The following is a 12,834-nucleotide window of genomic DNA, read 5'->3' as shown; positions in this document are numbered from 1 at the left end:
CGGATTCGAACCATCGAAGGCAGTGCCAGCAGATTTACAGTCTGATCCCTTTGGCCACTCGGGAACCCCTCCAGGGTGTTTTCTATTCTCATTAAGGAATAGCTTAAGCAATGTTTTCCCAACACATTGCTCAAGTGCGGAGCGCATCATAGCAAACTCGTAAATGCTGTAAAGACTTTTCTTGTATTTTTGAATTGAATGATGCCTTTTTGGACAAAGAAGCCAGGAAATGAGCATAAAGCTCAAACAATCAACGGCTTCACTTACAGAATATTTCTCGCTCTTTACATTACTTGACGTTCATAATGGATTTTAGCGGATACAATATATCTAGTTTATCTATGCAGAATCTCACTATGAAAAATAAAATTGTTTTGAGTCTTTTGTCTCTGTCTATTCTTACAGCAGCACCACTCTCTTATGCAAAGAGGCAAGGACCTTCGACAGTTACAGTCGTCACTGAGCTTGTTCAAACACACAATGTCTCTCAGTCCCTTGTCTTGGTCGGTAAGTTGGAAGCTGAGCAATCGGTAGAGATCTCTACCGAAGTCGCCGGAAAAGTCGACACTATTGCTGTCAAAGCGAATCAAGCTGTGCGTCAAGGTCAAATGATCATTCAGCTTAATGATGATAAAGCTCGCGCTTCTGTCGCTGAGGCAAAAGCGTATTTGAAAGATGAACAACGTAAGTTGAAAGAATTCGAGCGTCTTGTTAAACGCAATGCCATTACGCAGACAGAGATCGATGCGCAAAAAGCCAGTGTGGAAATTGCTCAGGCTCGCCTAGATGCGGCCAACGCAAACCTTAAAGATCTTCATATTACCTCTCCGTTTGCAGGCACCGTTGGTTTTATCGATTTTAGTCGCGGAAAAATGGTGACGGCAGGCGAGGCGTTACTCACACTGGATAATCTATCCGTGATGCAGTTGGATCTTCAGGTGCCAGAGCGTTACCTGTCACAGCTCTCTGAAGGCATGAAAGTGACGGCGACTACGGCTGCTTGGCAGAATAAAGTGTTTGAGGGACAAGTTGTTGCTATTGACTCTCGTATTAACCAAGAAACGCTTAATCTTAGAGTGCGTATTCACTTTAGTAATCCATCTGAAGAGCTAAAACCCGGCATGCTGGTATCAGCCAATATGGATTTTCCTGCTATAGAAGCGCCAATTATTCCAGTCCAGGCCCTGGAGTATTCGGGCACTAAGCGTTACGTCTATGTTATTGATCAAGACAACAATGCTAAACGAACCGAGGTACTGCTGGGCGCTCGTGTCGACAATTTAGTGGTCATAGAGCAAGGATTATCGATTGGCGACAAAATTGTCGTGCAGGGCATAGTGAATATGCGTGATGGCGTAGTGGTTTCTGAGTTAGGTAGCGATGGCCGCCCTAAAGAGAAAGCAAAGCCGCAAGAAGGGGCTAACTAATGCTGCTGTCGGATGTTTCAGTTAAGCGACCCGTTGCCGCGGTTGTTTTAAGTTTGTTGTTGTGCGTTTTCGGTATTGTTTCCTTTAATAAGTTGGCCGTGCGAGAAATGCCGGACATTGAAAGTCCTGTTGTCTCTATTAGTACTCGTTACGAAGGTGCTTCGGCGACCATTATTGAAAGCCAGATAACCTCAGTATTAGAAGACCAACTGTCGGGTATCAGTGGTATTGATGAGATATCGTCGACAACCCGCAACAGTATGTCGCGTATTACCATCACTTTTGATCTTGGTTATGACCTTAATACGGGCGTAAGTGATGTTCGTGATGCCGTTGCCCGTGCGCAGCGTTCACTACCCGATGAAGCGGATGATCCCGTTGTGTTCAAAAACAACGGTTCAGGTGAAGCTTCACTCTATATCAACCTCAGTTCTTCTGAGATGGATAGAACTCAGTTAACGGACTACGTTGAACGCGTATTGATTGACAGGTTCAGTCTTATCTCAGGTGTCAGCTCTGTCGATATCTCGGGTGGCTTATACAAAGTTATGTACGTCAAGTTGAAGCCAGAACAGATGGCAGGCCGAGGCGTAACCACTTCTGATATTACTTCCGCTCTTCGTAGTGAGAATATTGAAAGCCCTGGAGGTGAAGTGCGTAACGATCAGATTGTGATGTCGGTACGTACGGCTCGTAGTTATAACAAGGCAGAAGATTTTGAGTATCTGGTGGTCAAGCGCGCATCAGATAACACACCTATCTACCTAAAAGATGTTGCTGATGTCTACATAGGTGCAGAAAACGAGAACTCGACTTTTAAGAGTGATGGTGTGGTTAACGTCAGTATGGGGATTGTGCCGCAGTCAGATGCCAACCCACTAGAAGTGGCGGACTTAGTTCATCAAGAAGTTGAAAACATCCAGAAGTTTCTACCGCAAGGCACTCGTTTAGCGATCGATTATGATTCGACAGTGTTCATTGAACGCTCGATTGCAGAAGTGTACAGCACCTTGTTTATTACCGGTGGTTTAGTCATCTTGGTGCTCTACATCTTTATTGGTCAGGTAAGGGCGACCCTTATCCCTGCGGTAACCGTTCCTGTCTCTTTGATTTCGTCGTTTATCGCGGCTTACTATTTTGGTTTCTCGATTAACTTGATTACCTTGATGGCGTTGATTCTATCGATTGGTCTGGTTGTCGATGATGCTATCGTTGTTGTAGAGAACATTTTCCATCATATCGAAAATGGTGAAAAGCCATTGCTTGCGGCATACAAAGGGACCCGCGAAGTGGGTTTTGCGGTTATTGCTACCACGTTGGTTTTGGTTATGGTGTTCCTGCCTATCTCCTTTATGGACGGCATGGTAGGTCTGCTATTTACTGAGTTTTCTGTTTTGCTTGCGATGTCGGTGATTTTTTCTTCACTCATCGCATTGACGTTGACACCTGTTTTGGGAAGTAAACTGCTTAAAGCGAACGTCAAACCGAATCGATTTAATCTGTTTATTGACCAAATATTTGGTCGTTTGGAGTTGCTATACCGTCGAGTATTGAAAGGGGCATTGAAATGGCAATGGGCTGCACCGCTGATTATTGTCTCCTGTATCGGTGGCAGCTGGGGGCTGATGCAACAAGTACCTGCACAGTTAACACCCTCTGAGGACCGCGGCGTAATTTTTGCGTTTGTTCGTGGCGCCGATGCGACCAGTTACAATCGCATGGCGGCAAATATGGACATTGTCGAAGACAGACTAATGCCTCTGCTTGGGCAAGGTTTTCTGAAGTCTTTCAGTATCCAATCGCCTGCGTTTGGCGGCAATGCGGGGGATCAGACCGGCTTCGTTATTATGATTCTGGAAGATTGGAATGATCGCCAAGTCACAGCACAGCAGGCGTTAGGTGAAGTGCGTAAGGCGTTGGCTGGCATGGCGGATGTGCGCGTGTTCCCATTTATGCCAGGATTTAGAGGGGGGTCAAGCGAACCTGTTCAATTCGTACTTGGCGGTTCCGATTACAGTGAACTGAAAACCTGGGCTGAGAAATTGGAGCAGATCGCGGAAGACTCTCCGTATATGGAAGGCAGCGACATTAACTACTCTGAGAAAACACCTGAGCTGGTGGTGAGCGTAGACAAACAGCGTGCGGCTGAACTAGGGATCAGCGTACAAGACATTTCCGATACTTTGGAGATCATGCTGGGCGGTAAGAGCGAGACGACCTTTGTCGAACGAGGTGAAGAGTATGATGTTTATCTGCGTGGTGATGAAAATAGCTTTAACAATGCGTCAGACTTGAGCCAAATCTACATGCGTACATCATCAGGCGAACTTGTTACGCTTGATGCGGTAACGAAGATTGAAGAAGTGGCTTCGTCGATTCGACTCTCTCACTACAACAAGCAAAAAGCGGTCACGATAACAGCGAACTTATCGGACGGTTACACTCTTGGTGAGGCGCTCGATTTCCTTGACCAGCAAGCGATTGAACTACTGCCTAGTGATATTTCAGTTAGCTATTCTGGGGAATCGAAAGATTACAAAGAGAACCAATCGAGCATTCTATTGGTGTTTGCGTTAGCACTTTTAGTCGCTTATCTGGTACTGGCCGCGCAGTTTGAAAGCTTTATAAACCCATTGGTGGTGATGTTTACGGTTCCTATGGGGGTATTCGGTGGTTTTCTTGGTCTATTTCTGATGGGGCAGGGACTGAATATCTACAGCCAGATCGGAATGATTATGCTTATCGGCATGGTCACTAAGAACGGTATTTTGATTGTAGAGTTCGCTAACCAACTGCGTGACCGTGGGATTGAGTTCGAAAAAGCGATTCTTGATGCCTCTGCGCGTCGTTTACGCCCGATTATGATGACCGCATTCACCACATTAGCGGGAGCGATACCGTTGATTCTCTCGACGGGTGCTGGTTATGAGAGCCGTGTTGCGGTAGGGACAGTGATATTCTTCGGTATGGGCTTTGCGACCTTTGTTACCTTGTTTGTCATTCCTGCAATGTATCGTCTGATTTCGCAAGGCACACAATCACCTGGTCATGTTGAGGCTGAACTGAATAAAGAGTTAAGTCATGATGTGAAAGCGAGAAGCTCACATGGTGAATTGAACTAAATAACGCAATAAGCCCGCGAGTGATCGCGGGCTTAATTGTATTTGTAGTAGAAGTTAACGACTAACCGTAAGTCACCGAGTAGCGAGTTGGTTTGTGGTTCATTGCTAAGACAAGATTTAGAGCGACAGCCCCGAGAATCGATAAACCAATCACTTCTGGAGAGACAAAAAAGAACGAAGCAAAAAGAATCGCACAATCTATAGCCAGCTGAGACTTACCCACTGAAATGCCGAATTTGTCCTGAATGAACAGGCACAACACATTGAAGCCCCCCAAACTCGAACGATGGCGAAAAAGAATCAGCATCCCTAATCCCATCAAAAGACCTCCAGCGATCGCGCAGTAGACTTGGTTGATGGTCTCTAGACTGATGACTAAATAGAGGTGATCAGTAATCAGTGACACAAGAGCACCAGAAATCGCACTATTAATTGCAAATCGAGTACCGAAACGCTTCCATGCTAATAAATAGAATGGACAGTTGGCAATAAAGTACAGAGTGCCGAGTGAAAAGTGGGTCATCTGGCTGGCTAAAAGTGCCAGTCCTGCTGTGCCTCCAGTCAACAGTGATGCTGATTGGAGGAAAAAGAAGCCTTGGGCGACTAAAAAGGTGCCGGTCAAAATTGCGACCCAATCTTCTCGTCTTGAGTGTTTTTCCATCAATTTGAAATTTAACAAGTAAATAATGGCGTGCATACTATTTAAAAAAATAGGATTTCGGTAGCTTGAGAGTGAAATTTAAGGTAAACCTATGTAATTATCGTTTTACGGGGTGTAAAGGATGGAATTGACACTTAGCTGGCGAAATGTTCGGATAAGTGCTCAACATGAGATTCCCTGTAAAGCATTATGAAAAAACTGCATGAGAAAAACTGAAATTTTCTCTTTATGACAAAGATCAAATTATGTAGAATGCGCGTCATTAGCTTGATGCAAACGTTTGCGTGAGTGTCAAAGGTCGGTTTTTTTGCAATTTAAAGTCTCAATCTGAGTCAGGAGATACAGATGCTAAAGCGTGATATGAACATCGCAGATTACGATGCGGAACTGTTCGCAGCAATTCAAGAAGAAACTCTTCGCCAGGAAGAACACATTGAACTTATTGCTTCAGAAAACTACACAAGTCCACGTGTAATGGAAGCTCAAGGTTCTCAGCTTACAAATAAGTACGCTGAAGGTTACCCAGGCAAGCGCTACTACGGTGGCTGTGAGTACGTTGATAAAGCTGAATCTCTGGCAATTGATCGTGCATGTCAGCTATTTGGCTGTGAATACGCAAACGTACAGCCTCACTCAGGCTCACAGGCAAACAGTGCTGTTTACATGGCTCTACTTAACCCTGGTGATACTGTTCTTGGTATGAGCTTAGCGCACGGTGGTCACCTTACACACGGTTCTCCAGTCAACTTCTCTGGTAAACACTACAACGTTATTCCTTACGGTATCGACGAAGCTGGTCAAATCAACTACGACGAAATGGAAGCACTTGCTCTAGAACACAAACCGAAGATGATCATCGGTGGTTTCTCTGCTTACTCACAGATCGTAGATTGGGCTCGCATGCGTCAAATCGCAGATAAAGCAGGCGCGTACCTATTTGTCGATATGGCTCACGTTGCGGGTCTAATCGCAGCGGGCGTATACCCAACGCCTGTACCACACGCTCACGTTGTCACTACAACAACTCACAAAACGCTAGCAGGTCCACGTGGTGGTCTTATCCTGTCTAACGCGGGTGAAGAGATGTACAAAAAACTCAACTCAGCTGTCTTCCCTGGTGGCCAAGGTGGCCCGTTAATGCATGTTATCGCTGGTAAAGCGGTTGCATTCAAAGAAGCGATGGAGCCAGAGTTTAAAGAGTACCAAGCTCGCGTAGTTAAAAACGCGAAAGCAATGGTTGCTCAGTTCCAAGAGCGCGGCTACAAGATCGTTTCTAACGGTACTGAAAACCACCTATTCCTTGTTGACCTAATTGACAAAGATATTACAGGTAAAGATGCAGATGCAGCACTAGGTGCAGCAAACATTACAGTTAACAAGAACTCTGTACCAAATGACCCTCGTAGCCCGTTTGTCACGTCTGGTATCCGTGTTGGTTCTCCTGCAATCACTCGTCGTGGTTTCACTGAAGAAGACGCAAAAGAGCTAGCAAACTGGATGTGTGATGTTTTAGATAACATCGGTAATGAGGAAGTTATCGCAGCAACGAAAGCGAAGGTGCTCGATATCTGTAAGCGTCTACCAGTTTACGCATAATGGTTCTGCCTGGCTTGGTCTATTTTGTTGTCAAAGGTGCTCATTTACTAGCGTAAACTCCCACCTTTTCCTCGAGCTAGAACCAATACAGTGAGAAAACAAAAAGGGCCGATGTTGTCACATCGGCCCTTTTTACTGTTCATTTCCCGTTACTTAGGTAGGCTAAGAAGAGTGCCAGACTTACATTTGAACGAGTAATACTTACTGCTTTCGTTGAATTTACCTAAGCCTTCACCGTCACAGTAGTCGATATTAATGTCACGCATCGTTTCCAGCGTGCTTTCATTCGTCAGTGCGAATTTAGAACCGTCAGAGCAAACAATGCGTACGCGACCGTCATCACTCACTGAGTAGATATCCACTTCGGTATTGCAAAGCTCAAATGAAGCTTCTCGAAAATTGTCTTGCTCGGTATTTGAAGCACAGCCAGCAGACAGGGCCGCCAGAGTCATTGCCGCTAGTCCAAACTTTTTCATACTAGTTCCTTGGAATACGCTTAGTAGTAATGGTTGTAGGTTAAGCCTACCGAAGTGTCGTGATTCATTCAACAACCGATAACAAAAAGGGTCGACTTATTATGTCGACCCTTGCCACAAAATTGACCTACTCTAGCTCACTTCTAAACCTTGAGCCTGAAGGTCTGCATGGTACGACGAGCGCACAAATGGTCCACATGCTGCATGTGTGAAACCAAGCTCTAGAGCAATTTCTTTTAACTCATCAAACTCTGATGGTGGCACGTAGCGTTCAACAGGTAAATGGTGGCGGCTTGGTGCAAGGTATTGACCCAATGTCAGCATAGTGACACCGTGTGCACGAAGGTCTTTAAGAACCTCAATGATCTCTTCTTTCGTCTCACCAAGACCCATCATCAAACCAGACTTAGTTGGAATGCTAGGATGCTGTTCTTTGAATTTTTTCAATAACTCTAGTGACCACTTGTAGTTCGCTCCTGGACGCGCTTTACGATAAAGGCGAGGTGCAGTTTCAAGGTTGTGGTTGAAGACATCTGGCGGGTTATCTTTAAGAAGTTCAAGGGCGATATCCATGCGACCACGGAAATCAGGAACCAAGGTTTCAATCTTGATGTTAGGGTTGAGAGCACGAATTTCACGGTTACAGTCTGCAAAATGCTGAGCGCCGCCATCACGAAGATCATCACGGTCTACCGATGTGATCACCACATACTTCAGCTTCATGTCTTGGATTGTTTTTGCTAGTTTCTTTGGCTCATCATTTTCTGGAGCGAGTGGACGTCCATGGGCAACGTCACAAAACGGGCAACGACGAGTACAGATTGCACCAAGGATCATGAAAGTTGCTGTTCCGTGGTTAAAACATTCTGCTAGGTTTGGACACGAAGCTTCTTCACAAACGGAGTGCAGGTTGTTTTTACGCATTGCAGATTTGATATCTTGGATACGTTGGCTGTCAGAAGGCAGTTTGATCTTCATCCATTCTGGCTTACGAAGAACTTCTTTCTGCTCGGTAGGCATGTTCTTTACCGGGATCAGAGCCATTTTGTCAGCGTCGCGATACTTAACGCCTTTTTCCATTTGGATTGGTTTACTCATGCTTCTCTTACTTCTCGTTGTTGCTTGCCGATTTTGCGGCTGTATCTAGTTCTACGTGGTCATAACCAAGTAAAGTCACCAGTTCTTCGACTAGCTTTGTCTCAACTTGAGCGATATCGTCAGGTCCACCTAATTGGCTGACTTGTACCATCTCCATACCTGCATAACCACATGGGTTGATGCGTAGGAAAGGTGACAAGTCCATGTTGACGTTTAGTGCCAAGCCGTGGAATGAACAACCTTTACGAATTCTAAGCCCTAAGGAACAAATCTTTTTGCCATCGACGTAGACACCAGGGGCATCAGGTCGAGCAGCGGATTCGATATTGTATGCTTTTAGAGTGTTGATTACGAGGTTCTCGATATGTGTAACGAGTTCTCTAACACCTAGCTTTTTACGACGAAGGTTGATAAGAAAATAAGCGACCAGTTGTCCGGGGCCATGGTAGGTGACTTGCCCACCACGATCGCTTTGAACGACCGGAATATCTCCTGTGTTCAACAGGTGTTCAGCTTTGCCGGCTTGTCCTTGTGTGAAGACAGGGTTGTGTTCGACAAGCCATACTTCATCAGGCGTTTCTTCTGTTCGATTGTCAGTGAAATCGTGCATCGCTTGCCAGATAGGCTTATAGTCCTGTCTACCAAGATGTTTCACAACAAGCTGGTTTTGCATTCCGCTCTTCCATCGTCGGTTAGTAAAGTGGAAAGATTATAAACTGCTTCTGGTTATTGAACTATATGCCAGTAACACATTTTTAACCCTAGAGTTTTTGCAGGATATTTATCTAATTGATATCTAAAAAGAAAGCAGCTTTCGCTGCTTTCAATAAAATTTGAGTGTGTTCAAATTTTTTATAGCACCATGCGCACGATGTCAATCTCACCAAGCTCTTTATAAAGCGTTTCAACCTGTTCAATCGAGGTTGCAGTGATGTTGATTGATACCGAGTGGTAATTTCCCTTAGCACTTGGTTTTACTGTTGGGCTGTAATCACCTGGAGCATGGCGTTGGATGACTTCAAGAACCTTTTCTGGTAGCTCTGGCTTAGCGTAGCCCATTACCTTGTATGTGAAAGAACAAGGAAACTCAAGCAGGTCTCTCAATTTTGCATCTGAGTTAATGTTCAGCATGTTGAAACTCCAAGTTGGAAAGTCGTTATTCGCAGCGCGGAATAGTACTGTCTATCTGAGATGAACTCAAGACGTGGCTCACGCTAGTCACTACTGAGATAAATAAAAAAAGCCGCTAACGGCGGCTTTTTTTTGCTAAGTACATAGATTACAAGAAGCTTTTGAACAGCATGACAATGTAATCCCATAGGCGGCTGAATAGGCTACCTTGTTCTACGTCTTCAAGAGCAAGTAGTGGGTACTCGGCAATATCTTCACCTTCTAGTTGATAGTATAGCTTACCAACTACGTCACCCTTCATTATTGGGGCTTCAAGCTCTTTTTCAAGGATAAAGCTAGCTTTGAGATTTTTCGCTTGTCCACGAGGTAAAGTCACATAGGTGTCTTGATCCAACCCAAGTGCCACAGTGTCTTTATTACCCATCCAGATTTTTTCTTCTACGAACGTTTCACCTGCTTTGTGAGGCGCGACGGTTTCGAAGAAACGGAAGCCGTAGCTGAGTAACTTCTTACTTTCTGATTTACGAGCGTTAGCATCTTTAGTCCCCATCACGACGGCAACAAGGCGCATTTTACCCTCTGTTGCAGAGCTTACTAAGCTGTAACCAGCATTGCTTGTGTGGCCCGTTTTAATACCATCAACGTTCATGCTTTTATCCCAAAGCAGGCCGTTACGGTTGTATTGAGTAATGCCGTTGTAGGTGAATTTTTTCTCAGAGTAGATACGGTATTCTTCCGGTACGTCGCGAATAAGCGCAGTACCAAGTAGTGCCATATCGTAAGGTGTCGAGTAAAGATTCGCGTTGTCTAGGCCATGAACGTTGGCGAAGTGTGTGTCCTTCATACCAATTGTGTCAGCCCATGCGTTCATTAGATCAACAAATGCATCTTCAGATCCGGCAATATGTTCAGCCATAGCAACACAAGCATCATTGCCAGACTGGATAATGATTCCTCGGTTGAGGTCTTCTACTTTTACGGTAGTGCCGACTTCGATGAACATTTTCGATGAATCAGGGAAGTTTTTTGCCCAAGCGTTTTTGCTGATGGTGACATCGTCTTGCAGTGAGATGTTACCGCGTTCCAACTCTTGACCAATAACATAGCTGGTCATCATTTTCGTTAAGCTTGCTGGAGAGAGTTTTGTATTCATCTCTTTTTCAGCTAAAACTTTACCTGAATGATAATCCATCAAAACGTAGCCTTTAGCGGCGATTTGAGGCGCGTCTGGCATCACAATTGGTGATGCGAAGGCAGAAGATGCGATGGTTGCAGAAAGCGCAATAGAAGACGCAAAAACTGATTTAATTAGCGTTGTTTTTTTCATATTGACTACAGGTTTATCGTTAACTGTCCATATCTTAACAGAATCAATCTCTCAAACCAGTATAGGAATAGGGGTACACTGGATTGAGGACTAGTGGGATTTAATGAAAGCACTGGTATAACCCAGTTCTTTCACTCTTTCTAGTGCTTTTTGGCTCGACATATAGTCGTCGAAAGGGCCCAAAAAGACGCGGTGTACATTACTACTCGAGTTGACGTAGCTTTTCACCGATAGCTTTTGACTTAAATCTCGCGCTAAAGTTTCAACGCGATCTTGATATTGTGAAGAGGCTACCTGAACGGCAAACTTAGTCAGGGAATCCTGTTTATTGGTTTGCGTTGGTTTATCGACCGTAATGACTTCGATGGCGACGTTGGCAGTACCCGTTTTAATCACATCTAATTTCGTTGCAGCTGCATAGCTCAGGTCAATGATACGGCCTGGGTGAAATGGACCACGGTCGTTGACGCGAACGATCGCTGTCTTTCCATTGTCTTTGTTTGTGACTTTGACATAACTAGGGATCGGTAACTCTTTGTGGGCAGCTGACATGGAATACATATCATAGACTTCGCCATTGGAAGTTAAGTGACCGTGAAATTTTTTACCATACCACGAAGCAATGCCTTCCTGTTTGAAGCCTTTAGGCTCTTTAATGATGGTGTAGCTATTGCCTCTTAGCGTGTAGTTACTGTTACCTCCTAAGCTATAGGATTCGTATTGTGGAGTAGCATCTTCAATATGATCGACTGAAATTGGTGCATCTGGCGCAATGTCATCATCAATGGTGTAGCGTTTTGATGGTGCTGAAGAGCAGCCTGCCAAAATAGTACAAGTTGCAACAAGAGTAAGCAGTAGTCGCTTGTTTATCATTTAAATTGCCTTCGAAAATGCTTTTCTATGAGTGTGAATTGACATCAGTATCCCGAAACCAGCCATTAGAGTTACCATGGATGTACCACCATAACTGATTAAAGGAAGCGGTACGCCAACAACAGGTAAAATTCCACTCACCATGCCAATATTTACGAACACGTAAACGAAAAAACTGAGAACGATACTACCCGCCATCATTCGACCGAATGCGGTTTGTGCTTTGCTGGCTAACACCAAGCCTCGACCAATAATAAACAGGTACAAGCCTAATAGGATAAGAATACCAATCAGTCCCCACTCTTCGGCAATGACGGCAAAAATGAAGTCAGTATGACGTTCAGGCAAAAACTCCAATTGTGATTGGGTACCTTGCAGCCATCCTTTCCCTGATATGCCTCCTGAGCCGATAGCGATTTTACTTTGAATAATGTGATACCCCGCACCAAGTGGGTCAGACTCAGGGTTAAATAGCGTTCTTACCCGTACCTTCTGATACTCTCGCATCAGGAAGAACCATAAAATAGGCAAAAAGGCGCCTAGGCCACAGGCGGCTGCAAAAATGATTCTCCAACTTATACCGGCGAGAAAGATAACGAAAATGCCTGATGCGGCAATCAGTATTGAGGTACCCAAATCAGGTTGCTTAGCAATCAGAATGGTCGGGACAAACACCATGACCAATGACATGACCAGAGTCTGGAATGTTGGCGGAAGAGGGCGTTTACCAATATAACGAGCCACCATCAGCGGCACTGCGAGTTTAAGCAGTTCAGATGGCTGGAAGCGAATAAATCCCAAGTTTAACCAGCGCTGAGCTCCCTTAGAGGCTTCACCGAAAAAGAGCACGCCTAGTAGTAGCACCACACCACCAGCAAACATGATCGGTGCCATCGCCTCATAAGTGCGTGGTGGAATTTGTGCGAGAAGTAACATAACGCCAAGGGAGAGAGCCATTCTCATTGCTTGACGATCCATCATGGCTAAACTTTGTCCGCTAGCGCTGTACATGACGACAAGGCCGAATCCCATCAGGACCAGAATTCCTAGTAACAAAGGCAGATCGAGGTGGAAGCGTTCAAACAGAACTCGGTTTTGACCCGTTGCTGGATTCAAATCCATG

The 12,834-nt window shown here is 44.9% G+C and carries 11 protein-coding genes; 3 read left to right on the top strand and 8 right to left on the bottom strand.

The window, feature by feature from the left end:
* Positions 1-356: 356 nt before the first annotated feature.
* Together ACQEXR_RS16420 and vexH are read left to right on the top strand one after the other, a co-directional pair.
* Positions 357-1,427: an efflux RND transporter periplasmic adaptor subunit gene (locus tag ACQEXR_RS16420; protein ID WP_426952422.1), complete on the top strand. Its 1,071-nt coding sequence runs from the start codon at positions 357-359 to the stop codon at positions 1,425-1,427.
* Entirely contained in the window at positions 1,427-4,549 is a 3,123-nt protein-coding gene (vexH, locus tag ACQEXR_RS16415) for a vibriobactin export RND transporter permease subunit VexH (protein ID WP_426952423.1), read from the top strand. The genes ACQEXR_RS16420 and vexH overlap by 1 nt, the downstream gene beginning before the upstream one ends.
* A 61-nt stretch (positions 4,550-4,610) precedes the next feature.
* On the opposite strand, the gene ACQEXR_RS16410 is transcribed toward vexH, so the two are convergent.
* Entirely contained in the window at positions 4,611-5,210 is a 600-nt protein-coding gene (locus tag ACQEXR_RS16410) for a YitT family protein (protein ID WP_331416091.1), read from the bottom strand.
* A gap of 345 nt (positions 5,211-5,555) precedes the next feature.
* On the opposite strand from ACQEXR_RS16410, the gene glyA reads away from it, so the two are divergent.
* On the top strand, positions 5,556-6,806 hold the full coding sequence (glyA, locus tag ACQEXR_RS16405) for a serine hydroxymethyltransferase (protein WP_138973413.1): 1,251 nt from the start codon (positions 5,556-5,558) through the stop codon (positions 6,804-6,806).
* A gap of 149 nt (positions 6,807-6,955) precedes the next feature.
* Here the strand turns inward: glyA and ACQEXR_RS16400 are convergent, their stop codons facing one another.
* From ACQEXR_RS16400 to rodA, 7 genes are all read right to left on the bottom strand, one after another.
* The gene (locus tag ACQEXR_RS16400) at positions 6,956-7,282 is read right to left on the bottom strand and encodes a hypothetical protein (protein WP_138973412.1); all 327 of its coding nucleotides are present in this window, start codon (positions 7,280-7,282) and stop codon (positions 6,956-6,958) included.
* A 132-nt stretch (positions 7,283-7,414) separates the two neighbouring features.
* Positions 7,415-8,380 (bottom strand): lipoyl synthase, encoded by a 966-nt coding sequence (lipA, locus tag ACQEXR_RS16395; protein ID WP_331426881.1) that lies wholly within the window; start codon positions 8,378-8,380, stop codon positions 7,415-7,417.
* Between the two features lie 7 nt (positions 8,381-8,387).
* On the bottom strand, positions 8,388-9,053 hold the full coding sequence (gene lipB, locus ACQEXR_RS16390; protein WP_331416088.1) for a lipoyl(octanoyl) transferase LipB: 666 nt from the start codon (positions 9,051-9,053) through the stop codon (positions 8,388-8,390).
* Between the two features lie 179 nt (positions 9,054-9,232).
* Entirely contained in the window at positions 9,233-9,511 is a 279-nt protein-coding gene (gene ybeD, locus ACQEXR_RS16385; protein ID WP_138973409.1) for a DUF493 family protein YbeD, read from the bottom strand.
* A gap of 148 nt (positions 9,512-9,659) precedes the next feature.
* Positions 9,660-10,838 (bottom strand): serine hydrolase, encoded by a 1,179-nt coding sequence (locus ACQEXR_RS16380; protein WP_138973408.1) that lies wholly within the window; start codon positions 10,836-10,838, stop codon positions 9,660-9,662.
* A gap of 90 nt (positions 10,839-10,928) precedes the next feature.
* Positions 10,929-11,711 carry a septal ring lytic transglycosylase RlpA family protein gene (locus ACQEXR_RS16375; protein ID WP_138973407.1) on the bottom strand — a complete coding sequence of 261 codons (783 nt, stop codon included), beginning with the start codon at positions 11,709-11,711 and terminating at the stop codon, positions 10,929-10,931.
* Complete coding sequence (rodA, locus tag ACQEXR_RS16370) at positions 11,712-12,833, bottom strand: rod shape-determining protein RodA (RefSeq protein ID WP_138973406.1); 1,122 nt, start codon at positions 12,831-12,833, stop codon at positions 11,712-11,714.
* Between the last annotated feature and the right edge of the window lies 1 nt (position 12,834).

Source organism: Vibrio sp. TRT 2004 (assembly GCF_050113735.1).
Classification (GTDB): domain Bacteria; phylum Pseudomonadota; class Gammaproteobacteria; order Enterobacterales; family Vibrionaceae; genus Vibrio.
Note: the sequence above shows the minus strand (reverse complement) of the source record. Positions and strands in the feature narration are given on the sequence as shown.